Below are 26,555 nucleotides of genomic sequence, written 5' to 3' on the forward strand. Positions count from 1 at the left end.
CGTGACCAGCCTGACCGACCTGACCCTGGCCGCCGCCCGCGCGGGCCTGGACAAGCGCGACTTCAGTGCCGCCGAGTTGACCGATGCGCACCTCAAGGGCATCGAGGCGCTGAACCCGCGCCTGAACGCCTTTATCACCGTCACGGCCGAGGTCGCGCGCGAGCAGGCGAAGGCGGCCGACCAGGCCCTCGGCAAGGGGGAGGGCCGGGCGCTCACCGGCATCCCCCTGGCCATCAAGGATCTGTTCTGCACCGCCGGCACGCGCACCACGGCGGCCAGCAAGATCCTCGGCAACTTCGTGCCGCCCTATGAAAGCACGGTGACCGCCAACCTGCTGCGGGATGGCGCGGTGTTCCTGGGCAAGGCAAACCTGGACGAGTTCGCCATGGGCTCCTCCAACGCCACCTCCGCCTTTGGTGGGGTGGAGAACCCCTGGAAGCGCGCGGGCGACGACACGGTGCTGGTGCCCGGCGGCTCCTCCGGCGGCTCGGCCGCGGCGGTGGCGGCCCGTTTGGCGCTGGGCGCCACGGCCACCGACACGGGCGGTTCCATCCGCCAGCCGGCCGCCTTCTGCGGCATCGCGGGCATCAAGCCGACCTATGGGCGCGTGTCGCGCTTCGGCACCGTCGCCTTCGCCTCCTCGCTGGACCAGGCGGGGCCGGTGGCGCGCACCGTGGAGGACTGCGCCATCCTGCTCCGCTCCATGGCCGGCTTCGACCCACGCGACGCGACCAGCGCGGATGTCGCCGTGCCCGACTTCGCGAGCGCCTGCGCGCGCGGCGTAAAGGGCCTGCGCATCGGCATTCCGCGCGAGTTCCGCTTGCCGGGCATGCCCGCCGAGATCGAGGCGTTGTGGCAGCAGGGCATTGCCTGGCTGCGCGACGCTGGCGCGGAAACGGTGGAGATCAGCCTGCCGCACACGCAATACGCGTTGCCCACCTATTACATCGTGGCACCGGCCGAGGCGTCCTCGAACCTCGCGCGCTATGATGGCGTGCGCTTCGGGCTGCGCGAGGAAGGGGCTGACCTCAAGGACCTGTACGAACGCACCCGCCGCGCCGGCTTCGGCGACGAGGTGCGGCGGCGTATCCTGATCGGCACCTACGTGCTCAGCGCCGGCTATTACGACGCGTATTACCTGAAGGCGCAGAAGATCCGCGCGCTGATCAAGCGCGACTTCGACGAGGCCTGGGGCAAGGTGGACGCCATCCTGACGCCCGCCACGCCTTCCGCCGCCTTTGGCCGCGATGAGAAGCAGGACGACCCGGTGGCGATGTATCTGAATGACGTCTTCACGGTGACCGCGAACCTCGCCGGCATCCCGGGCATGTCCGTGCCTGCCGGTCTGGACAGCAAGGGCCTGCCGCTGGGATTGCAGGTGCTGGGCAAGTCCTTTGACGAGGAAACCGTTTTCGCCGTCGGCCACGCCATCGAGCGCGCCGCGATGTTTACCGCCACCCCCGCCCTGAAGGCTGCGGCATGAGCTACACCATCGAAGGTGCGACCGGCACCTGGGAAGTCGTGATCGGGCTGGAAGTGCACGCCCAGGTGACGTCCAACGCCAAGCTGTTCAGCGGTGCGGCCACCGAGTTTGGCGCCGAGCCGAACAGCCAGGTCAGCTTCGTCGATGCCGGCTTTCCCGGCATGCTGCCCGTCATCAATGGCGAGTGCGTGGCGCAGGCGGTGCGGACCGGGCTGGGGCTGAACGCGCAGGTCAACCTGTGGTCGCGCTTTGATCGCAAGAACTACTTCTATGCCGACCTGCCGCAGGGCTACCAGATCAGCCAGTTTGAATTTCCCATTATTGGCACTGGCAAGATCGAGATCACGCTGTCCGATGGCAGCGTCAAGGAGATCGGTATCACCCGGCTGCACCTGGAGCAGGATGCCGGCAAGTCGCTGCACGACCAGCACCCGACCAAGAGCTATATCGACCTCAACCGCTCTGGCGTGGCGCTGATGGAGATCGTCTCCGAACCCGACCTGCGCTCGCCGGAGGAGGCGGGCGCATACCTGACCAAGCTGCGGCAGATCCTGCGCTACCTCGGCACCTGTGACGGCAACATGGAACAGGGCTCGCTGCGCGCCGATGTCAACGTGTCCGTCCGCAAAGCGGGCGAGGGGTTCCGCACCCGTTGCGAGGTGAAGAACGTCAACTCCATTCGCTACGTCATGCAGGCCGTGGAGGCCGAGGCGCAACGGCAGGTCGAGGTCTGGGAAGCCGGCGAAGAGGTCGTGCAGGAAACGCGCCTGTTCGACACGACGCGCGGCGTGACCCGCTCCATGCGCTCCAAGGAAGACGCGCATGACTACCGCTATTTCCCCGACCCGGACCTGCCGCCGCTAGTGCTGGAGCAGAGCTGGGTGGACGGGCTGAAGGCCGCGCTGCCGGAACTGCCGGACGCACGCCGCGCCCGCTACGTCGGGGATTTCGGCCTGACGCCTTATGACGCGCACGTGCTGACTCTGGAAAAGGAGACGGCGGCCTTCTACGAGACCGTCGCCGCCGGCCGCGACCCGAAGATCGCCGCCAACTGGCTGACCGGCGATTTCTTTGCCGGCCTGAACCGCACCGGCCATGGCATCGGCGACTCGCCAGTCACTGCGGCGCATCTTGGTGAACTGCTGGACCTGATCAAGGATGGCACGCTGTCCGGCAAGCTGGCGAAGGAGGTGCTGGAGGCGATGTTTGAAACCAGCAAGGCCCCATCCGTGCTGGTCGAGGAACGCGGCCTGAAGCAGGTGACCGATACCGGTGCGATCGAGGCGATGATCGATGAGGTCATGGCGAAGAACGCCGACAAGGTGGCCGAATACCGTAGCGGCAAGGACAAGCTGTTCGGCTTCTTTGTTGGCCAGACGATGAAGGCGATGCAGGGCAAGGGGAACCCGGCCCTGGTGAACGACCTGCTGAAGCGCAAGCTGGCCTGACTTCCGCAATCGGGCACGTCGTGCGACGCTTCCGTTCTGCCTTCTCGGAACGGAAGCGTCACGATGATCACCCTGCACACCTACAACACGCCGAACGGTCGCAAGATCAGCGTTGCCTTGGAAGAAATGGGTCTGCCCTACGAGGTGAATGTCGTCGACATCACCAAGGGCGCCCAGTTCGATCCGGCGTTCCTCGCCATCGCCCCCAACAACAAGATCCCCGCCATTGTGGATTCGGATGGTCCTGACGGGCAGCCGATCAGCGTATTCGAGTCCGGAGCTATCCTGCTGTACCTCGCAGCCAAGAGCGGCAAGGGAATGCCATCCGGGCTGCGGGGGCAGACCGCGGTGCATGAATGGCTGATGTGGCAGATGGCGGGATTTGGCCCCATGCTCGGGCAGGTGCACTTCTTCCTCGGCCAGCCGGAGGGCCCGGCCCGAGACTTCGGGCTGGAACGCTATGGCAAGGAAACGCGCCGGCTTTATGGCGTCCTGGACAAGCAGCTGACGGGACGGGATTTCGTCGCGACCGACGGCGAGCCCAGCATCGCCGACTATGCGATCATCGGCTGGGTCTGGCGGCATGAGCGGCATCAGGTCGACTTGGCCGGCTTCCCGGCGGTGGCTGCCTGGTATGAACGGATGATGGCCCGGCCGGCCGTGGCGCGTGGATTTACGGTCAAGCTGGGTTGAAAGGCGGGCTTTGCCATTTGACGGCAGGCGTGCTCGCCGCTAGAAGCACGCCTGCATACGTCGTGTAACTTCAAAGCCCTGCGGAGGGGTGGCCGAGTGGCCGAAGGCGGCGGTTTGCTAAACCGTTAAAGGGAGATAATCCCTTTCGTGGGTTCGAATCCCATCCCCTCCGCCATCTTTTCCCTGAACTAACTGATCAGTCCCAGGTCTCACTCCATGTCGCTTGGCATGGAGCTTCTGGCGTTTTGTCGAGGCAGCACGATCCGGTGCCGTGCCGACTGCCCTGCTCGACCAGTCAATATCGCCGAAACGTACCGTCCTCGACGCGTCTGCCTCTGAGTTGGGGCAGGTCGGGAGCGCTGGCGAGCACCGTCTCGAGCGGCTTGCAATCGCGCATTGGGCTCTTTGTAGCCTGTTTGGTGACAAGCGCCGACACCCCGCAGCATGATCCCGACATTGTAACTTCATGCAAGGTAGCTCAACGAGCAGTTGAAACACATTTTCGTGTGTGACATCACGTTCTTGTGATTTCGCCCCCCCCAGACGGCCCTCAAAGCCCGGCGAAAGATGCGTGCCTGAGTTTTCGATCAGACTCGAAATGTTCAGTTCAGCAAGGATTGTACGGGTGTCAGCCATGTCCCAAGCCGTAACGCATGTCGCCTTTCAAAATGCCGGCAAAGAATATCTTGGAGCAGGCATCGCAACATTCGGTCAGGTATTTGCCCGTAACGAACTGTCTGCGGGTTCAAACCTGACTGCGAAAATTGACGGCAAGGTTTACGCTGTCCAGGTTGACGTGAAGTCAACTTATGAAGACGGCTCCGTCAAAATGGCGGTCCTGTCGGTCGAGCGCCCGGGCCTGAATGCCCACAGCAGCGTCGACGCTGTTCTGCAGACGACCCCGGTGGCCGCTCCCGCACCCGCCATTGATCTCGCTGCGGCGCTCAAGCAGCACGACTTCACGGTCGACCTCACCGTCGGCGGCCGCCCCACCCATGTGGACGTCCTCAGTGCGCTGAAGGCGGCGCTGGCGGATGGCTCCGCGACCTATTGGCAGAACGGCCCCTTGGCCAGCCAGGCGCGGGTGGAGATCGATTTGCCCGGCTCGCAGCGGATGGTCTTCGATGTCACCGCTTTCAAGGGCGGTGGCCTGGCCGTGGAGGCGCAGTTCAACAACGACGGCGCCATGGGCAGCAGCGGCGGCCGCGTTGCTTATGACCTGGTGGCCAAGCTGGACGGCCAGATGGTGTCGCATGAAGCCGTCAACCAGGGCCAATACCAGAACTGGCACCAAAGCTTCAGCACCACGGACCACGACGGTGGCCAGGGGCTGGGCAGCGCCGATGAGGGTTGGCTGAACATCCGCCAAGACATCGCGCACCTGCAGGCTACCGGCGCGGTGGCGCATTACGACCTCTCGGTCGGTATCGCGGATTCCCTGCTGTCCAGCTGGGAGGCGAGCTACAAGTCCGCTGGCTGGGACGATCCTCTCAGCACCCGTGACGTCACACAGTACATGCCCGGCACCGGCGGGCGCGGGGACATCGGCTTCACCACGGTGGGCAATACCGCTTGGCTCATGTCACAGGACATCCGCGCCGCCACCTATGCCTTGGGGCAGGCTGAGGCTGCGGGTTCGGTGCCGTGGAACCTGTATGACAGCGCGAACAAAAGCTGGCTGAGTGCGCAGGACTACCCGCATCTCTGGACCGACGGCCGTGGCGGCACCGGCACCCCGGGCAACGCGGCCTCCCGCGGCCTGACCCAGCAGATTGATGGTGGAACCGGTTGGACCCCGGATTCGGCGCACCAGCCCGACCTGTCCTACGTGCCCTACCTGCTCACCGGCGAACGCTGGATGCTGGACAACCTGCAGGCCCAGGCGGCCTGGAACGTGCTTAACACCTGGAGCGACACGCGGGGCGAGGACGGCTTCATCGTGGTCAATGGCGGCCAGGTGCGGCATTCCGCCTGGGCGCTGCGGCAGATCGACGAGGCCGCCTGGGCCAGCCCGGACGGCAGCGCCGAGAAGAGCTACTTCACCGCCGTGTCCAAGGCCAACTGGGCCTGGCTGGTCGACCAGATCCCCGCCTGGACCGCCGCCCAGGGCGAGGCGCATGGCTGGGTGCCGGGTAATTACGGCACTGCCAATGCGCTGCCGCCGTGGCAGCAGGACTACTTCGCCTCCACCGCCATTGCCGCCGCCTCGCACGGCAATGCCGATGCGCTGACCTTTCTGCAGTGGCAATCGAACTTCCTGGTCGGCCGCTTCACGCATGAGGCACAGGGCTTCGCCGAACACGATGGCGCCGCCTACCTGATCGCGATCGGGGATCCTGCCACCGGCAAGCCGCTGCAGACCTGGGGCGAGATCGGTGCCCAGATGGTGGCCTGGAACTGGTCCAACGGCAGTGGCTGGTCCCACTCTCAGGGCGACTACGCGCAGTTGGCGATGGCGACCCTGGCGGGCATCGCCCACCTGACCGGCTCGCCCGAGGCCACTGCCGCTTATCGCGCCCTGATGGCCGACGCACCGCCCTTCACCGGCAGCACGGATTTCGCGCGGGACCCGACTTTCGCCATCGCGGCGCCTGACGGCGGGGTGGCCCATCCCGCACCTCTGCCCGGCGCTTCGCTGCCGCCCATCGTTGCGGTACCCTCGGTCGGTCTCAACACGACGGTTGGCAGCGGCGCCGACAGCCTGGTCATCAAGGTGTCGGAGCAGGCCTGGAACGGCGACGCGCAGTTCACCGTCAAGGTGGACGGCAAGCAGGTGGGCGACGTCTTCACCGCCAAGGCCGACCACGCCGCCGGCATCTCCGACACCTTCACCCTGAAGGGCAACTGGGGTGCGGGCGCTCACAAAGTCGAGGTCAGCTACATCAACGATGCCTGGAACGGCAACCTGGCGGAGGACCGCAACCTCTACCTCGACAGCGTCACCTATAACGGCAAGGCCGTGCCCGCCAGCACCGTCGACCTGCTGTCGGGCGGCGTGGCCAAGCTGGATGTTCCGGTGACCGCCGCGGCTGGCACCAGCAAGACGATCGGCAGCGGCGCCGACAGCCTGGTCATCAAGGTGTCGGAGCAGGCCTGGAACGGCGATGCGCAGTTCACCGTCAAGGTGGACGGCAAGCAGGTGGGCGACATCTTCACCGCCAAGGCCGACCACGCCGCCGGCATCTCCGACACCTTCACCCTGAAGGGCAACTGGGGTGCGGATGCCCACAAGGTCGAGGTCAGCTACATCAACGATGCCTGGAACGGCAACCTGGCGGAGGACCGCAACCTCTACCTCGACAGCGTCACCTATAACGGCAAGGCCGTGCCTGCGAGCACCGTCGACCTGCTGTCGGGCGGCGTGGCCAAGCTGGATGTTCCGGTGACCGCCGCGGCTGGCACCAGCAAGACGATCGGCAGCGGCGCCGACAGCCTGGTCATCAAGGTGTCGGAGCAGGCCTGGAACGGCGACGCGCAGTTCACCGTCAAGGTGGACGGCAAGCAGGTGGGCGACGTCTTCACCGCCAAGGCCGACCACGCCGCCGGCATCTCCGACACCTTCACCCTGAAGGGCAACTGGGGTGCGGGCGCTCACAAAGTCGAGGTCAGCTACATCAACGATGCCTGGAACGGCAACCTGGCGGAGGACCGCAACCTCTACCTCGACAGCGTCACCTATAACGGCAAGGCCGTGCCCGCCAGCACCGTCGACCTGCTGTCGGGCGGCGTGGCCAAGCTGGATGTTCCGGTGACCGCCGCGGCTGGCACCAGCAAGACGATCGGCAGCGGCGCCGACAGCCTGGTCATCAAGGTGTCCGAGCAGGCGTGGAACGGCGACGCGCAGTTCACCGTCAAGGTGGACGGCAAGCAGGTGGGCGACGTCTTCACCGCCAAGGCCGACCACGCCGCCGGCATCTCCGACACCTTCACCCTGAAGGGCAACTGGGGTGCGGGCGCGCACAAGGTCGAGGTCAGCTACATCAACGACGCCTGGAACGGCAATCTGGCCGAGGACCGCAACCTCTACCTCGACAGCGTCACCTACAACGGCAAGGCCGTGCCCGCGAGCACCGTCGACCTGCTGTCGGGCGGCGTGGCCAAGCTGGATGTTCCGGTGACCGCCGCGGCTGGCACCAGCAAGACGATCGGCAGCGGTGCCGACAGCCTGGTCATCAAGGTGTCCGAGCAGGCGTGGAACGGCGACGCGCAGTTTACCGTCAAAGTGGACGGCAAGCAGGTGGGCGACATCTTCACCGCCAAGGCCGACCACGCCGCCGGCATCTCCGACACCTTCACCCTGAAGGGCAACTGGGGTGCGGGCGCGCACAAGGTCGAGGTCAGCTACATCAACGACGCCTGGAACGGCAATCTGGCGGAGGACCGCAACCTCTACCTCGACAGCGTCACCTATAATGGCAAGGCCGTGCCCGCCAGCACCATCGACATGCTGTCGGGCGGGGCGGTCACGCTTGATCTCCCGCAATCGCTGATCACGGGCGATGCCTTCGCCAACACGCTCAAGGGCACGGAGTTCTCCGACCACCTCAAGGGGCTCGGCGGCAACGACATCCTGGTGGGCGGCGGCGGTGCCGATATCCTGGAAGGCGGAGCCGGGGCCGATGCGTTCCGCTTTATCAAGCCATCCCATGGTGGTGACTTCATCCTGGACTTCGTGCCTCATCAGGACTTCATCGAGATCTCGGCCGGCGGTTTTGGCGGCGGGCTTGCGGCTTCGATGAACCTTGCCTCGGCGGGCCGCTTCGTGGCCAACGACACGGGCCATGCCACGGCGGCGGCCGGCACCGGTCAGTTCATCTACGAGATGGATGCCGCCAAGCTCTGGTGGGACGCGGATGGCACGGGGCCTGGCGCGGCGACCGAGGTCGCCACCTTCACGGCAGGCACCGTGCTGACCGCCAGCGACATCCATCTGATCGGGTAAGCCAACGGAGCGATACAGGGGAGGGGGTGGCGCTCTTTCGTCACACGTCGTGATGAATAAGGCCCCCCCGATTTGCCGGCCGGACTCATATGCTTTTTGCGAAGGAGACTGGAGCGGCCCGCGGTGTTCACGGCCTGGACATCGGACATGGGGCGGGGCGGTCGCCGGTTGCGGCGGCCGCCTTTTCCATGGTGTTGTCGCAGGCGGCACCGTCCGGGGTGCCGGCTGCGGGCGGAGAGTAGGATGGGGCGATATGCCAGCGACTTCCGGGGTGAGCGGCATGTCTTCCGGGATCTTCCGGACCTGCTGGCCAAGGCATCCCCGCGCCGCTCGGGTGATGAGCTGGCAGGGCTGGCTGCGGACAGCGATGCGCAGCGGGTCGCCGCCCGCGCCGTGCTCGCCGACCTGCCGCTGACCCGGTTTCTTGAAGAACCGCTGATCGCCTATGAAGCGGACGAGGTCACGCGGCTGATCATGGACAGCCATGACGCAGCGGCCTTTTCCGCTATCGGCCACCTGACGGTCGGCGGTCTGCGTGACTGGCTGCTTTCCTATGACGCCACGGCCGATGTCATCGCCGCGCTGTCTCCTGGCCTGACGCCGGAAATGGTGGCCGCCGTATCCAAACTGATGCGCAACCAGGACCTGATCTCGGTGGCTAGCCGGTGCCGCGTCGTCACGGCATTCCGCAGCACCATCGGCCTACCTGGGCGGCTGGGCACCCGCCTTCAACCGAACCATCCGGCCGACGACCTTCGTGGCATTGCCGCCGCCACCCTCGACGGCCTCTTGTACGGGTGCGGCGACGCGGTGATCGGCATCAACCCCGCCACCGACAACATGCCCAACTGCATCGCATTGCTGGAGATGCTCGACGGGCTGCGGCAGCGGCACGACATCCCGACACAGACCTGCGTGCTGACCCACGTCACCAATGCCATCCGTATCATCGAGCGTGGCGCACCGGTGGACCTGGTGTTCCAGTCGGTCGCCGGTACGGAGGCAGCCAATGCGGGCTTCGGCGTATCGCTTTCGGTGCTGCGGGAAGCCCATGATGCGGCACGGTCCCTGCGCCGTGGCACGGTCGGCGACAACGTGATGTATTTCGAAACCGGCCAGGGGGCGGCGTTGTCCGCCGATGCGCATCACGGCCTGGACCAGCAGACTGTCGAAACCCGGGCCTATGCCGTTGCTCGTGCTTTCTCGCCGTTGCTGGTCAACACGGTGGTTGGCTTTATCGGGCCGGAATACCTGTTCGACGGCAAGCAGATCATCCGTGCGGGCCTGGAGGATCATTGCTGCGCGAAGCTGCTCGGTGTGCCGATGGGGGTCGACGTCTGCTACACCAATCATGCGGAAGCGGACCAGGATGACATGGATACGCTGATGACGCTGCTTGCCGTTGCCGGCTCCAATTTCCTGATCACGGTACCTGGCGCCGACGACGTGATGCTCAACTACCAGAGCGGATCGTTCCACGACGCGTTGTATCTCCGCTCCACCTTGGGCCTGCGTGCCGCGCCTGAGTTCGAGAGCTGGCTGCAGGGCATGGAGATGACCGATGCGGCCGGCCGCATCCGCCCGTTGCCACCGCAGCACGGTGCGGTGCGGCGGCTGTTGCCGGACCCGCTGGCATGACGGCCAAGCCACCGGCTTCGGACCCCTGGCGTAGCCTGCGCCAGACGACACCGGCCCGCATCGGGCTTGGCCGGGTGGGGGATGCGCCGCCCGTCGCGGCGATGCTGGACTTCCAGCTTGCCCACGCCCGGGCACGTGATGCTGTGCATGCGGCGCTGGATGTCGATGCGCTGTCCTCCCGACTCGGTGACCCGAAGCCGATCATCGTGCGGAGCCGGGCCACCGACCGCGGCACGTATCTGCGCCGCCCGGATCTCGGGCGGAGGCTGGACGATGCCAGCCTTCCGCTGCTGCCACCGGGCGGATGGGACGCGGTGTTCGTGTTGGCGGATGGCTTGTCCGCCCGGGCGGTGCAGGCACAGGGACCGGCGTTGCTGGATGCGGTGCTGCCGATGCTGCAAGGCTGGCGTGTCGCGCCGCCCGTCATCGCAACCCAGGGGCGGGTGGCACTGGGCGACGAGATCGGCGATGCCCTGGGGGCGGAGCTCTGCGTGGTGCTGATTGGCGAGCGGCCGGGACTGAGCGTCGCGGACAGTCTGGGTGTTTACATGACCCATGCGCCGCGCGTGGGGCGCCGCGACTCCGAACGGAATTGCATTTCCAACATCCATGGCGCTGGCGGGCTGTCGCATGCCGCCGCGGCCACCAAGCTGGCTTGGCTCATGACAGAGGCGCGGCGGCGCAAGCTGACCGGCGTCGGCTTGAAGGACGATGCTCCCGGCCTCGCCGTCGCCGGACCGGCGGAGCTGATGCCCCCGGCCAGCGACGGTTAGCCCGCGACGTCGCGCAACACGCGCAGCACGTCATTGCCGTAGCGCTCCAGCTTGGTGTTGCCCACGCCGGGAATGGTACCGAGCTGGTCCAGGGTAGCAGGCTGCTCCGCGGCGATCTCGGCCAGGGTACGGTCCTGGAAGATGACGTAGGCCGGTACGCCCTGGGCCAGCGCGGTCTTCTTGCGCCAATCGCGCAAAGCCGCGAAGCGCGGGTCGGAGGGGATCTCACCGCCGGACCGCGTGCGCAGGCTGCCCCTGGCGGGCGCCGAAACCAGCTCCTCTCGCAGCATCACCGGCTGCTCGCCTTTCAGGATGGGCCTCGCGGCATCGGTGGGCACCAGCTCACCGTGGTTTTCCACGGCCACGTCCAGCGCCCCCTGCGCCACAAGCTGGCGTGCCACGCCGCGCCACGCCGCTTCCGACAGCTCCCGCCCGACACCGAAGGTGGGAAGCTGGTCGTGCCCGAACTGCGCGACCTTGTCGGTGCTTTTGCCCAGCAGCACGTCCACCACGTGGCCCAGGCCAAAACGCCGCCCGGTGCGAAGCACCGCCGACAGCATCTTCTGCGCGGGCACGGTACCATCGAACAGCTTTGGGGGCGCCAGGCAGATGTCGCATGCCCCGCAGGGCTCCGGCGCCGCTTCGCCAAAGCAGCGCAGCAGGATCTGCCGTCGGCAGGAGGATGCCTCGGCGATGCCGACCATGGCTTCCAGCCGCTGGCGCTCCACGCGCTTCTGCTCGTCCGTGGCGCCGCTTTCGCCGATCCGGTGACGGGCCAGCGCGATGTCGCCGGCGCCGTACAGCAGCAGTGCCTGGGCCGGCAACCCGTCGCGGCCGGCGCGGCCGATCTCCTGGTACCAGCTTTCCGGGCTCTTCGGCAGGTCGGTATGGGCCACGTAGCGCACGTCGGGCCGGTCGATGCCCATGCCGAAGGCAATGGTCGCTGCCATCACGACGGCATCGCCGCGCGCGAAGCGGCGGTGGGCGTCGCGCTTCGCGGCCGGGTCCATGCCGGCGTGGAACACCAGCCCGTCCAGCCCGTCCTGCTTCAGCCATTCCGCCGTCTGCTCCGCCTTCCGGCGAGTGCCGCAATAGATCAGGCCAGCCCCGGTTCCATCCGAAGCGCCCTTGATGAAGCGGCGCAACTGGCTGCGCTCATGGTCCCGTGGCAGGGCGCCGATGCGGATGTTGGGCCGGTCGAAGCTGGCGCGGAACAGCGGGCTGTCTTCCAGGCCAAGCTGGCGCTGGATGTCCTGCACCGTGCGCGGGTCCGCCGTCGCGGTGAGCGCCAAACGCGGAATGCGCGGGAAGCGCTGCGCCAGAACGGGCAGCGCGCGGTATTCCGGCCGGAAGTGATGCCCCCACTGGCTGACGCAATGCGCCTCGTCGATCGCGAACAGGGCGAGGGGGGTCTCGTCCAGGCGCGCCAGGGTGCCTTCGGTCGTCAGGCGCTCCGGCGACACGTACAACAGCTTGAGGTCGCCGTTGTCGAGGTCGCGCCAAACCGCGCGCGCTTCATCCGGGGGCAGCTCGGAATGCAGGGCGGCCGCCTTGATGTCCTGCTGCCTGAGCGCCGCGACCTGGTCTTCCATCAAGGCGATCAGGGGCGAGATCACGACGCCAAGGCCGGGCCGGCACAAGGCGGGGATTTGGAAGCAAAGGCTCTTGCCGCCGCCCGTCGGCATCAGCACGACGCCAGAACCGCCGGCGGCGGCGTGGCGGACCACATCCTCCTGCAGGCCACGGAAGCCGGTATGGCCGAAGACTCGATGCAGGACCTCGAGCGGGTCGCCGTAGGAACTCATGCCGCGAGGTCTTAGCGCGCCGCGACGCACGCGCCCACGCGAAATAGCTGGCTGCCGCCATGCGGAACTGAGGCGGATCGTCGTGTTGCAACTTCCGCATCAAGCCACCACCCAATGCGGCTTCGCATACCTGCCATCGCAAGGCCGTCGCGACATTGCCGTGAGCTGCGCAATTCGTAACAATCCCGATGCGCTTTCCGCGCAACCCCGCAGCGACTAACCCATTACGACGCTGACAAAATCATACGGGGTTTCTGTAACGATATTACGTCATCCCTGAATGACTAGTGATATTTTGATCGAGTTACGATTCGAATCTCGAACAGGGATTGCAGGAACTTGGCGGATGGGTTCATCGCACGTTGGGCGCAGTTGGGCCAACACGGCTCAAGGTGCAGATCAATTAAAGTGAAAATGTTTAATCGATCTGTAGAGCGTTGACGTAAAAAGATTTTCGGTCTAGCGACCGACCAATGATGTTGCTGCAGTATCGAGCCGGTTGCCGAGGCAGCCTCGCTGATCCGCAAGGGTCCCGCGAAGCGGCCGTACGCAGCAATCTGGTCCGAAACGGGCCACCCACGGTTTCATTTCTCCGCTGGCCGCCGCGCCGTGGGGCTGACGTATAAAGGATGCAACGCAATGGCAGTTCAGAACGCCCCGGATCAACTGGTCGGCATTTTCCGTGACACCGTGGTCGCCCTGGTTCGCCGCGATGGCCATGACCTTTCCGCTCGCCAGCTGGGCGTGTTTCTGACGGTCTATCTGGGCGAGGGCCCGCACACGGTGCGGGGACTGGCCGCGACGCTGAACGTGTCGAAGCCCGCCATCACGCGGGCCCTGGACCGGCTTGGCGAACTGGATCTCGCCAAGCGCAAGACGGACCCGCAGGATCGCCGCAGCGTGCTGGTGCAGCGCACGCCCAAGGGAAGTGCTTTCCTGCGCGATATCCGTTCCGTCATGACGGAAGCTGAGACGGCGTCCCGCACGGTTGCGCCCGCCGCGCCGGCCAATACAGAAAGCGCGACCCGGCGCGCTGTCTAAGCACGCCGGCTGCACCAGACTGTTGGCTGCCCGGCACGAGCGAGCCGGGCGGCTTTTCGTCTGGCCTACGGCGAACAGGTTTTGGCGCGATCTCGTTGCTTGAACTCGGCAATACCTGGCACCGAACCGTTCGCGAGTGATTGAGAGGGGGTCGCCACCTGCCTGTTATGGGCATAGGCTGTCGCCGACCCCTTCATCATCGTGACGGAGAAGCCCCCCATGCCGGATTCTCTTCCTCCTGATTCCAGCCGAATGAAATTCGGCATCGGCCAGCCCGTCCCCCGCAACGAGGACCCGGTCCTGTTGCAGGGCCACGGGCGCTATACCGACGATCTGCAGCTGCCCGGGCAGCTTTGGTGCGTCATCGTCCGCAGCCCGTATGGGCACGGCCTTCTGCGTGGCATCGACACGACGCCGGCGCTGGAAACGCCCGGGGTGGTGGCCGTCTACACCGGTGCCGACATGCAGGCGGCCGGATACGGCACGCTGCATTGCATGATGCCGGCGCCGGGCCTGACGGACATCCAGCGCCCCGTGCTGGCGACCGACAAGGTGCGCTTCGTCGGCGACCCGATCGCCTTTGTGGTGGCCGAAACCCGCGATGCCGCCAAGGATGGCGCCGAGGCCGTGCTGGTGGACATCGACCCGCTGCCGGCGGTGACGGATGCCACCGATGCCCTGGCCCCGGGTGCGCCGCAGCTTTACGACCACATTCCCGGCAACCTGGTGCAGGACTTCCACTTCGGCGACAGCGACAAGGTGGCCGAGGCCTTCAGGAACGCCGCCCATGCCGTGAAGTTGGATCTGCGCAGCAACCGCATCGTCGTATGCGCGATGGAGCCGCGCAGCGCCGTGGCCGAATACGATGCCGCCGGGGATCGCTACACACTGCATGTCGGCAGCCAGGGCGTGTTCGGCATGCGCGCCAGCATCGCCAAGGAGCTCCTGAAGGTCCCGGTCGAGAAGCTGCGCATCCTGACCGGCAATGTCGGCGGTAGCTTCGGCATGAAGGCCGGCGCCTATCCGGAATATCTCTGCCTACTGCATGCCGCGAAGATGCTCGGGCGCCCGGTGAAGTGGACGGATGCTCGCACCGACAGCTTCCTGTCCGACTACCATGGCCGTGACCATGAGGTGACCGCCGAACTGGCGCTGGACGCCGATGGCAAGTTCCTGGCCGTGCGGCTGACCGCCGCCGCCAACATCGGGGCGTATCTCAGCAGCGTGGGCCCGCTGATGGGCACCTCCGGCTTCATGCGCAACGTGCAAAGCAACTACGCCACGCCGCTGATCGAGGTGTCCACCAAGAGCGCGGTGACCAATACCTCCCCGGTCACGGCTTATCGCGGTGCCGGCCGGCCAGAAGGCAATTACTTCATGGAGCGGCTGATCGAGGCTGCGGGTGCCCAGATGGGCATCGACCCGATCGAGCTGCGCCGGCGCAACCACATCAAGCCGGACCAGTTCCCCTTCTCCGCCATCACGGGCAGCAAGTACGACGGCGGCGAATTCAGCGCCGTGATGGACAAAGCCCTGGCAGCCGCGGACTGGGATGGCTTCGCCGCCCGCAAGGCAGCCAGCACCGCGGCGGGCAAGCTGCGTGGCCGCGGCATCGGCAACTTCCTGGAATGCACGGCGCCGCCGAGCAAGGAAATGGGCGGCATCCGCTTTGGCGAGGATGGCAGCGTCACCATCATCACCGGCACGCTGGACTACGGGCAGGGGCACTGGACGCCCTTCGCGCAGGTGCTGCACCAGACCCTGGGCGTGCCGTTCGACCGCATCCGGCTGGTGCAGGGCGACTCCGACAAGCTGATCGCCGGCGGCGGCACCGGTGGCTCCAAGTCGCTGATGGCGTCCGGCGCCGCGATCGTGGAAGCCTCGGCCAAGGTGGTGGACAAGGCCCGCGTCGCCGCGGCCCACATGCTGGAAGCGGCGGAAGCGGATATCGAGTTCGACCCCCATGCCGAGGGCGGCGCGCGCTTCAGCATCGCCGGAACCGACCGGGGCATCGACATCATGTCGCTGGCGGCGCAGTTGCGCGGGGCGCGCGACCTGCCGCCCGAGGTGCCGGACACGCTGGACGTGGACCATATCTTCGAGGCCGCGCCCATGGCCTTCCCGAACGGCTGCCACATCGTGGAGCTGGAGGTGGACCCGGATACGGGCGTGGTGCACATCGACCGCTATGTCACCGTCAACGACTTCGGCGTCCTGGTGAACCCGATGCTGGTGGCGGGCCAGGCGCATGGCGGCATTGCCCAGGGCATCGGGCAGGCGCTGATGGAGCGCACCAACTACAGCGAGGACGGGCAGTTCCTGTCCGGCTCCTATTCCGACTACGCGGTGCCGCGGGCGGTGGACGTGCCGAGCTTCGAGTTCATCAGCCACGGCGTCCCGGCCAAGACCAACCCGCTCGGCGTCAAGGGCTGTGGCGAGGCGGGTTGCGCCGGTTCGTTGCCGGCGGTGATGAACGCCCTGGTCGATGCCCTGTCCGAGCGCGGCGTCAAGCATATCGACATGCCCGCGACACCCGAGGTGGTGTGGCGCGCGATCCATGAGGCTGCCTGAACCATGCCAAACGCTCCCACCGGCTTCGCCCACGGGCTGACCCTGACGCAGGCCAGCACCATGATCGACGTGGCGCTGGCCAAGGGCCGCGAACTGGGGCTGGCGCCGCTGACGGTCGTGGTGCTGGACCAGGCCGCGCAGCCCAAGGCCCTGGCCCGCGAGGACGGTGCCAGCCTGCTGCGGCCCGAGATCGCGACCGGCAAGGCCTATGGCGCCATGGCCCTGGGCTTTGGCGGGCGGGAGCTGGCGCGCCGGTCCAGCAAGATGCCGGGCTTCATGAATGCCTTTTCCGACCTGTGCGGCGGCCGCGCCGTGCCGGTGCCGGGCGGCGTGCTGGTGCGCGATACCAACGGCACCGTGCTGGGGGCGGTGGGTGTTTCGGGCGATGCGTCGGACAAGGACGAGATCTGCGCCGTGGCCGGCATCGAGGCGGCGGGGCTGGTCGCCGACACTGGCGACCCGGAATAACCCGCAGCCCCTTGCCGGCACCCCCGCCGCGTGGGATGCCGGCCTGATGCTTCGCAAACTCTACGACCTCGTGCTCCGGCTGGCCGGCCACCGCCATGCCGGGCGCTGGCTTGGCGTGGTTTCCTTCGCCGAAAGCAGCATGTTTCCCGTGCCGCCGGACGCCATGCTGGTTCCGATGTGCCTGGCGCGGCCGGAGCGCGCATGGCGCTACGCCACCATCTGCACGGTCGCTTCCGTGCTGGGCGGAATGCTGGGCTACGCCATCGGATTCTTTTTCTTCGAGGCGGTGGCGCAGCCCATCCTGGCGGCCTACGGCCATGCCGAGGCATTGCAAAGCTTCCGGGAATGGTTCGCCCGCTGGGGCGCCGCCGTCATCCTGATCAAGGGGCTGACGCCGATCCCGTTCAAGATCGTCACCATCGGTGCCGGCGCCGCTGCCTTCGATCCGTGGATGTTCCTGCTTACCAGCGTCGTGACCCGTGGCGCGCGGTTCTTTCTGGTGGCCGCCCTGCTGCGCAGCTACGGCACGCCCGTGCGCGACTTCATCGAGCGGCGGCTGACGCTGATCACCACCGCCGCGGCGGTGGCGATCCTGTTGGGCGTGGCGGCGCTCCGCTTTCTTTAAAGCGCCTGGGCGGCCTTCAGCACGTCCTGCGCGTGCCCCGGCACCTTCACCTTGCGCCAGATGCGCGCCACCCTGCCTTCGGCATCGACCAGGAACGTGGCGCGGTCCATGCCCATGTATTTGCGGCCGTACATGGATTTCTCGACCCAGGTGCCATAGGCCCCGGCCACCGTCTTCTCGGCATCGGATGCCAGCGGAAAGGTCAGCTCGTACTTCTCGGCGAATTTCTCGATCGGCTTGATCGGGTCGGGAGATATGCCCACCACGTCGATCCCGATGCCACCCAGGGCGGGCAGCGCTTCCTGGAAATCGCAGGCTTCCCGGGTGCAGCCCGAGGTATCGGCCTTGGGATAGAAATACAGCACGAACGGCTTGCCGCGCATCGCCGCGAGGGACACGGTGCGGCCACCGCTGGCCGGTAGATCGAATGCCGGTGCCGGCATGCCTTCCTCGACGCTCATGCAATCCCCCCATGGTCGAGCCGGCCCAGATGCCGCTCGAACAATTCGCGCACCTCTGCGGCACGCGCCTGCATCTGTGCCTGCCAGTCGGCGAGGTCAACGGCCGGGCGGTCCAGCAGCGGGCCGGTGGTGCGCAGCAGCAGGGCGGTGGTGGCGGCCGGCAGCCCGTCCCGCCGCCAGCGGCCGACGGTCAGCCGCAGCAGCCCCAGCGTCGTGCGCCACAACAGGTCGGCGGCGACCAGCGCGTCCGCATCCGCCCGGGGCAGGATGCCGGCCTTGCCGAGGCCGGCCAAAGCATGCCGCGTGGTCGGGGCCAGGATGGCGGGGCGGCGCTTGGCGTGCGCCAGCTGCAGGGCTTGCGTGATGAACTCCACCTCGATCAGCCCGCCCGGCATGGCCTTGATGTCGAGCGGCCCTTCGGCCGGCAGGTCGCGCAGCATGCGGCCGCGCATGGCCACCGCGTCGGCCACCGCGCCTGGCCCGGCATGGCGGACGAGGGCGGCCTTGACCGTGCTGGCGATCCGCCGCCGCAGCCCGGGCGGGCCCGCCACGCAGCGCGCGCGCGTCAGGGCCATCCGCTCCCAGGTCCAGGCGTCGTCCATGTGGTAGCGCTCGAAGGACGACAGCGAGGTCGCGACCGGCCCTTTGTTGCCGCTGGGGCGCAGGCGCATGTCGGCTTCGTAGAGCTTGCCTTCGGCGCCGGGGGCGGTGATGGCGCCGATCATCGCCTGGGCAAGCCGCCCGAAATAGGTGCTGACGGGCAGGGAGCGTGGCCCGCCACGGCTTTCCGTCTGGTCTGCCGGATGGTCGTAGATCAGCACGAGGTCGAGGTCGGAGCCCGGCAGCATTTCCTGCCCGCCCAGCTTGCCCAGCGCCACCACCGCCAGCGCGCCGCCCTTGACCTTGCCGAAGCGCTTGGCGAAGTCCTCCGTGACGTGCGGCAACAGCGCGGCGATGGCGCTGTCGGCCAGGTCGCTGCGCGCGCGCCCGGCGGCATCGGCATCGACGATGCCTTCCAGCGCGGCGGCATCGATCTCGAACTTGCCTTCGGTCACCAGGCGGCGCGCGCTTTCCAGCGCCTCCTCCATGTGCCGGGCCGCGCCCACCAGGGCGGGCAGGGCGGTGCTGGCCCCATCCAGCGCATGGCCGGCGAGCAGCCCGTCCAGCGAGGCGGGGACCAGGGCGAGGTGATCCGCCAGAGCCGGCGCCGCGCCCAGGATGACCGCCACGCGCGACAGCAGCGCCGGGTTGCGCTGGAACAGCGACAGCACCTGCACCCCGGCCTGCAACCGTGTCAGCACCGCGTCGAACCGCCCCAGCGCCACGTCGGGCTCTCGCTGGCTGGCGAAGGCGGCCAGGATCGGCGGCAACAGGGCGCGCACCAGCGTCCGGGCGCGTTCGCCGCGGGTGGCACGGGTCTGGCCGCGCAGCCAGCCGCGGATGATGCCGTCCACCTGGGCCGGGTTGGCGAAGCCCATGCTCGCAAGGGCGCGCAGCGTGTCGGGGTCGGCTTCGTCACCGTCGAAAGCCAGGCGGCTGTCGGGGGTGGGCGTGGCGGGGCTGTCCGGCAGGCTGGCGCCGTTCTCGAAGAGCTGCAGGTAATGACGCTCGACCCGCGAAAGGTGACGGGTCAGCGTTTCCGCGAAGGCCTCCGCATCGGGAAACCCCATGAAGCTGGCGATGCGCGCGAGGCCTTGCGCATCCTCCGGCAGTTGTTGGGTTTGCCGGTCGTCGACCATTTGCAGGCGGTGCTCGACGTCCCGGAGAAAGATATAGGCGTCGGCCAGATCGGCCGCCGCGCGGCGCTCGATCCGTCCGGCGGCGGCCAGGGCGGCCAGGGCGCCCAGCGTCGTCGGGTCGCGCAGCCCGGGGTCGCGCCCGGCCCAGATCAACTGCTGCACCTGGGCCGTGAATTCGACCTCGCGGATGCCGCCGCGCCCGAGCTTCACGTTGTGCCCGGCCACGCCCACCACGGCGCTGGCACCCCGGGCACCATGCGTGGCATGGATCTGCCGCTTGATGTTGTGGATGTCCGCCATCATCGCGAAGTCCAGGTGACGACGCCACACGAAGGGGCGGATCTCGGCCAGAAAGGCATCGCCCGCCGCGCGGTCGCCACCCACCGGGCGGGCCTTGATCATCGCTGCTCGCTCCCAGTTCTGGCCCATCGATTCGTAGTAGCTGATGGCCGTGGGCAGGCTGACGGCCAGGGGCGTCGCCGCCGGGTCGGGGCGCAGGCGCAGATCGGTGCGGAAAACATAGCCATCGGCCGTGCGTTCCTCCATCAAGCGCACGAGGTCGCGGGCGATGCGGACGTAAAGCGCGCCGGCGTTCTCGGGATGGTTGACGGCTGCTTCCGGGTCATAGAGGACCATCAGATCGATGTCGGAGGAGTAGTTCAGCTCGCGTGCGCCCAGCTTCCCCATGCCCAGGACGATCAGCCCCGAGCCACGCGCGACAGCCTTCGGGTCCCGCGTGCCGGGCTTCGCGAGCCGCAGCTCGCCACGTGCCGCCGCCTGGCGCAGTAGATGCGCGCAGGCATAGTCGATGGTCGCTTCCGCGAGCGTGGACAGCGCGCCCGTCACGCCATCCAGCGCCCATTGCCCCGTCAGGTCGGCGCAGGCGATGATCAGCGCCGCCTGCCGCTTGGCCTGCCGCAGCAGCGAGGCGACCGCGTTGCGGGGCGCTTCCGCGTCCGCGCGGCTCAGCGGATCGAGCGCTATCGCCAGGGCGGCATCGGCGCCCCGCGTCGCGAAGCGCAGCAGCGTCGCGCTTTCGCGCTCCGCCAGGGCGGCGAGGTAGGGACTGTGCCCCGCCAGCGATTCCAGCAATGCCTTGCCGCCCGCGCTGGCGGCGAAGGCCCGTTCCGGCCGCCCGCGCGCCGAGAAGTCCTCCAGGCATCGGACGGCCGCTTCCTGGTCGAAGGCGGGCGGCAGGCGGGTGAAATCCGGGGCGGCGTCGGGCATGACGGAGCCAGTCCATGCCGGGGCTGAGCGGTCAAGTGCTTCGTGTGGCGGGGCGTGCCTGCAGCATCGTGCTGCGGCTGGCCATGGCGCTGCTGCTGATCGCCGGGCTGGGGGTCGCCGCGCTGTCCTGGCGCTTGGCGGAAGGGCCGATGCATGTGCCCATGCTCAACCGCGCGGTGTCGGGGCTGATCGCCCGCGCCGGGCTGGAGCAGAATGTCGAGATCGCCGACATCGTGCTGAACTGGGGCGGGTTCCGCCACGGCACCGCCGCGCCGCTGGGCATTCGCGTGTCCGGGCTGAAGGTGCGGGACGAGGCAGGGGCGGTACGCCACCAGCTGCCCGATATCGCGGTTTCGCTGTCGTTGCCGCAGCTGCTGACCGGCACGGTGGCCCCGACCGAGGTCACCTTGCGGGACCCGGACATCGTGCTGGAGCGGGACCAGGACGGCGATGTGTCCCTGGCGATGGGCCGGCATTCCGGTGCCGAGGAGGCACAGGGTGGGTCGGGCGAGCTGCTTGGCCAGCTGCTTGGCAAGGATGATGAGAACGGCCTGTTCAGCGCGCTGCGCTCGGTGGTGATCACGGGCGGGCGGGTGGCCATCCTGGACCGCCAGCTGCACCTGACGTGGCAGTTGCGGGATGTCGGCATTGCCCTGCGCCGCACGGCCCGCGACGGCGTGGAAGGCGAGGGCGAGGCGCAGCTCGTCCTGCCCGGGCCCGGCGCCACGGTGCCGGTGCGCATTTCCGCGCGGGCCAGTGGCCAGGGCCCCCGGGTGGAGGGCACCTTGTCCATGCCGGCCCTGGAGCCGGCGCGCCTGGCCGGGTTGATGCCGGCACTGGCGCCGCTGGGGCTGATCGACACCTCGGTTTCGCTGGACATCCAGGGCGCGCTGGATGGCACGTCGCGCACCCCGCCGCAGTTGCGCGTCGCCCTGAAGGCCGGCGCCGGCAGCGTGACGTTCCAGCCGGGACGGCGCATCGGTTTCGCGGGTCTGGAACTGCTGGCCACCGGCGCGCCGGACATGCTGACCCTGGAAAAGCTGTCCCTGTCGCTGCCGCCGCTCCCCGCGGGGCCGGGCGGGCGCCCGACGGCCAGCCCGGTGATCTCGGCAACCGGCCAGGCGTCCCTGCGGGGCGGGCGGTGGCGTGGCGAGGCGGCGCTCAGCCTGAACCGGCTCGACCTCAACAATCTGACCACCTACTGGCCCCCCGACCTCAGCCCGCATGCGCGGGACTGGTTGAAGGAAAACCTGACCGCCGGCGTCGCCAGCGCCGGGCGCTTCGCCCTCGCTGCCGAGTCGGCCGAAGACCTGAGTGACCTCGCGGTGACGCGCATGGATGGCACCGTGCGCATCGATGGCGCCACCGTGCACTGGCTGCGCCCGGTGCCGCCGGTCGAGAACGTGTCCGGTTCTGTCCGGCTCGGACTGAAGGAGATCGTGATCCGCGCGGAGGGCGGGCGGCAGTCCGGCTCGGCGCTGACGGTGTCCGACACCCAGGTGCGGCTCTACGATCTCGATACCAGCGCCGAGAAGATGCAGATCCAGGGCCGCATCCGTGGCCCGGTGGCGGACACGGTGGCACTGTTGCGCCACCCGCGTCTGCGGCTGTTCGAGAAGCGCCCGCTGGAGTTGAACAAGCCCGGCGGACAGATCGACGCCACCTTGCAGATGGGCTTTCCGTTGCTGGTAGACCTGCCGGACGATGCCATCCGCGTCGATGTCCGCGCCAAGCTCTCGGCCTTGCAGTTGGCCGACGTCGTCGCGGGGCAGGACCTGGACCGCGGGACCGCTGATCTGACCGTGGACAACAGCCGCCTGCGGGCCACCGGCAATGCCCGCATCGGCGGCATCCAGGCGGCGCTGGCCGTGGAGATGGGCTTCCGCCCCGGGCCGCCGGGGCAGACGGTCGAGCGCATCCAGGCCAATGCCCGCACCGACATGGCCGCGTTGAAGCGGTTCGGGCTGGACCTTGAGGGTCTGGCCGATGGACCGGTGACGGTCGAGGCGGTGATGGAAAAGCCGCGCGTGGGGGACACCCGCGTCACCCTCCGGGGCGACCTGCGCGACACCCGCCTGAGCTTGTCTCCCCTGGCCTGGGCAAAGCCACCCGGCCAGCCCGGCACCGCGCGGGCACAACTGCGCATCGGTGGCGAAGCCCTCAAGGGGCTGGAAGGGCTGGTGGTCGAGGCACCGCAGCTTTCGCTGCGCGGCAGCGGGACGTTCGTGGGCAGCGACCGGCTGGAACAGCTGACCATCGCCGACGCGGCCATCGGGCGCACCCGGTTGTCCGGCGACGTGCGGCCGCCGGCACGCGATGGCGCCGCATGGACTTTGCGCCTGCGCGGCCCCGTGCTGGACCTGCAACCCGCGCTGGAAGCCGACGACAAGACCAATCGCGCCGAGCCGCCATCCGACCTGCCGCCGGCGGCCGACATCGTCGTTTATGGGGCATTCGATCGAGTGCTGCTGGGCGGGCAACGGTTCCTGACGGGGCTGCAGGGGCAGATCCGTGCCGATGGCGGTGGCGTGCTTCGCCAGGGCCGGGTGTCCGCCCGGGTGGCCGGCACCGCGCCCTTCGACGTCATGGTGACACCGCGCGGCGCCGGGCGGGACTTGCGATTGACGTCGGACGATGCCGGCGCGCTGCTGGCGGCCTTTGACGTGCTGGACCAGCTGCGTGGCGGCAAGCTGCTGGTCAACGGCCACTGGGCCAACAACCGTGCCGATTCCATCCTGTCCGGCACCGCTGAGCTGGACGGCTTCCAGGTGCTGGAAGGCCAGGCGATCGGCAAACTGCTGCAGGCGCTGACCGTGTATGGGGTGTTCGAGGCCGTGCAGGGCCCCGGTCTGGCCTTCAGCCGCTTGGTCGCGCCCTTTTCCCTGTCCCCGACCGCATTGACGGTGCGGGAAGCGCAGGCCTTCTCGGCCTCGCTGGGACTGACGGCGAACGGCACTCTGAACCGCAGCAACCGGACTTTGGATTTCGAGGGCACCATCGTGCCCGCCTATGTGCTGAACAGCCTGCTCGGCCGCCTGCCCCTGATCGGCCGGCTGTTCAGCGCCGAAAAGGGCGGCGGATTGTTTGCCGCCCGCTACGGCGTCACCGGACCGGTCGACAACCCGCACATCGCGGTCAATCCGCTGTCGATGCTCACGCCGGGCTTTCTGCGCGGCCTGTTCGGCAGCGGCCAGCCCGCGGCGCCCTGAAGCGCCACGGGCGCCGCTTCAGCCGGCCGGCCGGACCAGCACGTGCCGCTTGCGGCCCGCCGATAGCTTGGCCGCGCCGTCCCGCAGATCCGCTTCTGTCACGGCATGCGCCTCGTCCGACACGGCGGCGTCGTTCAGCCGCAGGCCGTTCTGCCGGATCAGCCGGCGTGCCTCGCCCTTGCTGGCGGCGAAGCCGGCCTGCACCGCGAGGTCGATCACCGCCGCCGGCAGCACGGCCTCGATGCCCGGCAGGCTTTCCGCAGCCTGGCCTTCCTCGAAGGCCCGGCGAGCGGTTTCCGCCGCCTGGGTGGCATTGTCGCGGCCGTGCAGCAGCGCCGTGGCCTCGGTCGCCAGCACCTTCTTGGCTTCGTTGATCTCGGCGCCGCCCAGCGCGGCCAGCCGGCGGACCTCGTCCATCGGCAGCTCCGTGAACAGGCCCAGAAAGCGGCCGACGTCGGCGTCCTCGGTGTTGCGCCAGAACTGCCAGTAGTCGTAGGGCGACAGCCGCTCGGCGTTCAGCCACACCGCGCCGGAGGCCGTCTTGCCCATCTTGGTGCCGGAGGCGGTGGTCAGCAGCGGCGTGGTGACGCCGAACACTTCCGCCGCATCGGCGCGGCGGTTCAGCTCGACGCCCATGATGATGTTGCCCCACTGGTCCGACCCGCCCATCTGCAGGCCAACGCCGTGGCGGCGCTGCAGCTCCAGGAAGTCATAGGACTGCAGCAGCATGTAGTTGAATTCCAGGAACGACAGCGACTGCTCGCGCTCCAGGCGGATGCGCACGCTGTCCAGCGTCAGCATGCGGTTGACGCTGAAGTGGCGGCCGACATCACGCAGGAACGGGATGTATTCCAGCCGATCCAGCCATGCGGCGTTGTCCAGCATCACCGCGTCGGTCGCGCCGTCGCCGAACTTCAGGAAGGGCGTGAAGACCTTGCGGATGCCGGCCTTGTTTTCCTCGATCCGCTCGTCGGTCAGCAGCGGGCGCGCGTCATCACGGAAGGACGGGTCGCCGATGCGCGTGGTGCCACCGCCCATCAGCACGACCGGCTTGTGCCCGGTCTTCTGCATCCAGCGCAGCAGCATGATCTGCATCAGGCTGCCGACATGCAGGCTGTCCGCCGTGCAATCGAAGCCGATATAGCCGGGAAGGGGACCCTGCTTCAGCCGGGCGGTGAGGGCCGCCTCATCCGTCACCTGGTGAATGAAACCGCGCTGGCGCACGGTCTGCAGGAAGTCGTCCATAACCGGTCTGACCCATTCTTTACCCCCGGGGCCCTTCCGCCGGGGCTGCGGCCCTAGCACAGTGTAGCCATGCTGCGAACCATCGGCCTGATGAGTGGCACCTCGCTGGATGGCGTGGATGCCGCATGGGTGGAAACGGACGGAACGCGGATCGCGCGTTTCGGTCCGAGTCTCACCCTGCCTTATGACCCCGCGCTGCGGCGCGACCTGCGGAAGCTGCTGGACCTGGCCGGCAACATTCCGGGAGATGATCCCTTTCTGCTCGACTGCGAGCAGCGACTGACCGAACGCCATGCCGAGGCCGTGGAGGAACTGGGCCTGGAAGCCGACCTGATCGGCTTCCATGGCCAGACCATCCTGCACCGGCCCCGCGCCGGGCAGCCCGGCGCCGGCCGCACGTGGCAGATCGGCGATGCCGCGGCCCTGGCCCGGCGCGCCCGCATCCCTGTGGCCCATGATTTCCGCAGCGCGGATGTCGCCGCCGGTGGCCAGGGCGCGCCTCTGGTGCCGGTGTTCCACGCGGCCCTCGCCGCCACTCTGCCGAAGCCGCTGGCGATCCTGAACCTTGGTGGTGTTGGCAATGTCACTTGGCTGGGCGAGGACGGCGCGCTGGTGGCCTTCGACACCGGGCCGGCCAACGGACCACTGGATGACTGGGCCCGCCGCTCGACCGGCGAGGATTATGACCGGGACGGCCGTCTGGCCCTCGCCGGCCTTCCGGACGGCGCGGTGCTGGGCCAGTTGCTGGCGCATCCGTACTTGGCAGCGCCCCCGCCGAAATCGCTGGACCGCCTGGATTTCGACCGGGCCCTGCGCGACGCGGGGGCGGGCGAGCTGCCACCGGCCGACGGTGCCGCGACGCTCGCAACCTTCTGTGCTTGCGCTGTGGCTGCCGCCGCCCGGCATTTTCCTGCACCACCCTTGCAATGGCTGGTCGCGGGCGGCGGGCGCCGCAATCCGGCGCTGATGCGCGCGCTGGCCGGGGCCCTGCCGGAGCCGGTCCACCCGGTCGAGGTCGTGGGGTGGGATGGCGACGCGCTGGAAGCGCAGGCTTTTGGGGTCCTGGCGGCACGGGTGTGGCGGGGCTTGCCGCTGACGTTCCCGGGCACCACCGGCGCCCCGGGGCCCACGGTGGGCGGCCAGTTGACCGGCGTCAGCGGGCCGCTGGTCCCCGCCTGAATGAAAAG

General features: G+C 68.2%; 16 protein-coding genes and 1 tRNA gene. 13 read left to right on the forward strand and 4 right to left on the reverse strand.

The features are described from left to right. Position 1: 1 nt before the first annotated feature. The 7 genes from gatA to eutC all read left to right on the forward strand — a co-directional run bounded on the left by gatA (position 2) and on the right by eutC (position 10,977). Complete coding sequence (gene gatA / locus IAI59_RS11535; RefSeq protein ID WP_207417436.1) at positions 2-1,483, forward strand: Asp-tRNA(Asn)/Glu-tRNA(Gln) amidotransferase subunit GatA; 1,482 nt, start codon at positions 2-4, stop codon at positions 1,481-1,483. Further along, positions 1,480-2,931, forward strand: a complete 1,452-nt coding sequence (gene gatB / locus IAI59_RS11540) for an Asp-tRNA(Asn)/Glu-tRNA(Gln) amidotransferase subunit GatB (RefSeq protein ID WP_207417232.1) — start codon at positions 1,480-1,482, stop codon at positions 2,929-2,931. The genes gatA and gatB overlap by 4 nt, the downstream gene beginning before the upstream one ends. Positions 2,932-2,994: 63 nt before the next feature. Next, on the forward strand, positions 2,995-3,624 hold the full coding sequence (locus IAI59_RS11545) for a glutathione S-transferase family protein (protein WP_207417229.1): 630 nt from the start codon (positions 2,995-2,997) through the stop codon (positions 3,622-3,624). A gap of 82 nt (positions 3,625-3,706) precedes the next feature. Further along, positions 3,707-3,799: transfer RNA gene (locus IAI59_RS11550), tRNA-Ser, on the forward strand. A 654-nt stretch (positions 3,800-4,453) separates the two neighbouring features. Beyond that, positions 4,454-8,566 (forward strand): carbohydrate-binding domain-containing protein, encoded by a 4,113-nt coding sequence (locus tag IAI59_RS11555; RefSeq protein WP_207443800.1) that lies wholly within the window; start codon positions 4,454-4,456, stop codon positions 8,564-8,566. Positions 8,567-8,809: 243 nt separating this feature from the next. Beyond that, the gene (locus IAI59_RS11560) at positions 8,810-10,204 is read left to right on the forward strand and encodes an ethanolamine ammonia-lyase subunit EutB (RefSeq protein ID WP_207417225.1); all 1,395 of its coding nucleotides are present in this window, start codon (positions 8,810-8,812) and stop codon (positions 10,202-10,204) included. Beyond that, positions 10,201-10,977, forward strand: coding sequence for an ethanolamine ammonia-lyase subunit EutC (gene eutC, locus IAI59_RS11565; RefSeq protein ID WP_207417223.1), 777 nt, complete (start codon positions 10,201-10,203; stop codon positions 10,975-10,977). Before IAI59_RS11560 ends, eutC begins: the two co-directional genes overlap by 4 nt. Here eutC and recQ read toward each other — a convergent pair. After that, a complete protein-coding gene (recQ, locus tag IAI59_RS11570) occupies positions 10,974-12,782 on the reverse strand; it encodes a DNA helicase RecQ (protein WP_207417221.1) in 1,809 nt (602 codons plus the stop codon). The genes eutC and recQ overlap by 4 nt on opposite strands. A 639-nt stretch (positions 12,783-13,421) precedes the next feature. Here recQ and IAI59_RS11575 point away from each other — a divergent pair. The 4 genes from IAI59_RS11575 (at position 13,422) to IAI59_RS11590 (ending at position 17,487) form a co-directional block, all read left to right on the forward strand. Further along, positions 13,422-13,823: a MarR family transcriptional regulator gene (locus IAI59_RS11575; RefSeq protein ID WP_207417433.1), complete on the forward strand. Its 402-nt coding sequence runs from the start codon at positions 13,422-13,424 to the stop codon at positions 13,821-13,823. Between the two features lie 219 nt (positions 13,824-14,042). Then, the gene (locus IAI59_RS11580) at positions 14,043-16,394 is read left to right on the forward strand and encodes a xanthine dehydrogenase family protein molybdopterin-binding subunit (protein ID WP_207417220.1); all 2,352 of its coding nucleotides are present in this window, start codon (positions 14,043-14,045) and stop codon (positions 16,392-16,394) included. A gap of 3 nt (positions 16,395-16,397) precedes the next feature. Then, positions 16,398-16,862 (forward strand): GlcG/HbpS family heme-binding protein, encoded by a 465-nt coding sequence (locus tag IAI59_RS11585; RefSeq protein WP_207417219.1) that lies wholly within the window; start codon positions 16,398-16,400, stop codon positions 16,860-16,862. 46 nt (positions 16,863-16,908) lie between these two features. After that, positions 16,909-17,487 (forward strand): YqaA family protein, encoded by a 579-nt coding sequence (locus IAI59_RS11590; RefSeq protein WP_207417218.1) that lies wholly within the window; start codon positions 16,909-16,911, stop codon positions 17,485-17,487. On the opposite strand, the gene IAI59_RS11595 is transcribed toward IAI59_RS11590, so the two are convergent. Then, positions 17,484-17,948, reverse strand: coding sequence for a peroxiredoxin (locus IAI59_RS11595; RefSeq protein WP_207417217.1), 465 nt, complete (start codon positions 17,946-17,948; stop codon positions 17,484-17,486). The genes IAI59_RS11590 and IAI59_RS11595 overlap by 4 nt on opposite strands. After that, positions 17,945-20,914 carry a bifunctional [glutamine synthetase] adenylyltransferase/[glutamine synthetase]-adenylyl-L-tyrosine phosphorylase gene (locus IAI59_RS11600; protein ID WP_207417216.1) on the reverse strand — a complete coding sequence of 990 codons (2,970 nt, stop codon included), beginning with the start codon at positions 20,912-20,914 and terminating at the stop codon, positions 17,945-17,947. Before IAI59_RS11600 ends, IAI59_RS11595 begins: the two co-directional genes overlap by 4 nt. Before the next feature lie 14 nt (positions 20,915-20,928). Here IAI59_RS11600 and IAI59_RS11605 point away from each other — a divergent pair, with 14 nt between their 5' ends. Further along, entirely contained in the window at positions 20,929-24,123 is a 3,195-nt protein-coding gene (locus IAI59_RS11605; protein WP_237180692.1) for a DUF3971 domain-containing protein, read from the forward strand. A gap of 18 nt (positions 24,124-24,141) precedes the next feature. On the opposite strand, the gene tyrS is transcribed toward IAI59_RS11605, so the two are convergent. After that, entirely contained in the window at positions 24,142-25,368 is a 1,227-nt protein-coding gene (tyrS, locus tag IAI59_RS11610; RefSeq protein ID WP_207417215.1) for a tyrosine--tRNA ligase, read from the reverse strand. 72 nt (positions 25,369-25,440) lie between these two features. Here tyrS and IAI59_RS11615 point away from each other — a divergent pair, with 72 nt between their 5' ends. Continuing rightward, positions 25,441-26,547, forward strand: coding sequence for an anhydro-N-acetylmuramic acid kinase (locus IAI59_RS11615; RefSeq protein WP_207417429.1), 1,107 nt, complete (start codon positions 25,441-25,443; stop codon positions 26,545-26,547). Positions 26,548-26,555: the final 8 nt, after the last annotated feature.

The sequence above is a fragment of the Roseomonas haemaphysalidis genome (assembly GCF_017355405.1).
Lineage (GTDB): Bacteria > Pseudomonadota > Alphaproteobacteria > Acetobacterales > Acetobacteraceae > Pseudoroseomonas > Pseudoroseomonas haemaphysalidis.

Excerpts from the sequence above, each read along its gene's own strand:
- gatB (WP_207417232.1), top strand. The coding sequence starts at position 1,480 with ATGAGCTACACCATCGAAGGTGCGACCGGCACCTGGGAAGTCGTGATC.
- IAI59_RS11545 (WP_207417229.1), top strand. The coding sequence starts at position 2,995 with ATGATCACCCTGCACACCTACAACACGCCGAACGGTCGCAAGATCAGC.
- IAI59_RS11555 (WP_207443800.1), top strand. The coding sequence starts at position 4,454 with ATGGCGGTCCTGTCGGTCGAGCGCCCGGGCCTGAATGCCCACAGCAGC.
- IAI59_RS11560 (WP_207417225.1), top strand. The coding sequence starts at position 8,810 with ATGGGGCGATATGCCAGCGACTTCCGGGGTGAGCGGCATGTCTTCCGG.
- eutC (WP_207417223.1), top strand. The coding sequence starts at position 10,201 with ATGACGGCCAAGCCACCGGCTTCGGACCCCTGGCGTAGCCTGCGCCAG.
- recQ (WP_207417221.1), bottom strand. The coding sequence starts at position 12,782 with ATGAGTTCCTACGGCGACCCGCTCGAGGTCCTGCATCGAGTCTTCGGC.
- IAI59_RS11575 (WP_207417433.1), top strand. The coding sequence starts at position 13,422 with ATGGCAGTTCAGAACGCCCCGGATCAACTGGTCGGCATTTTCCGTGAC.
- IAI59_RS11580 (WP_207417220.1), top strand. The coding sequence starts at position 14,043 with ATGCCGGATTCTCTTCCTCCTGATTCCAGCCGAATGAAATTCGGCATC.
- IAI59_RS11585 (WP_207417219.1), top strand. The coding sequence starts at position 16,398 with ATGCCAAACGCTCCCACCGGCTTCGCCCACGGGCTGACCCTGACGCAG.
- IAI59_RS11590 (WP_207417218.1), top strand. The coding sequence starts at position 16,909 with ATGCTTCGCAAACTCTACGACCTCGTGCTCCGGCTGGCCGGCCACCGC.
- IAI59_RS11595 (WP_207417217.1), bottom strand. The coding sequence starts at position 17,948 with ATGAGCGTCGAGGAAGGCATGCCGGCACCGGCATTCGATCTACCGGCC.
- IAI59_RS11600 (WP_207417216.1), bottom strand. The coding sequence starts at position 20,914 with ATGCCCGACGCCGCCCCGGATTTCACCCGCCTGCCGCCCGCCTTCGAC.
- IAI59_RS11605 (WP_237180692.1), top strand. The coding sequence starts at position 20,929 with ATGCCGGGGCTGAGCGGTCAAGTGCTTCGTGTGGCGGGGCGTGCCTGC.
- tyrS (WP_207417215.1), bottom strand. The coding sequence starts at position 25,368 with ATGGACGACTTCCTGCAGACCGTGCGCCAGCGCGGTTTCATTCACCAG.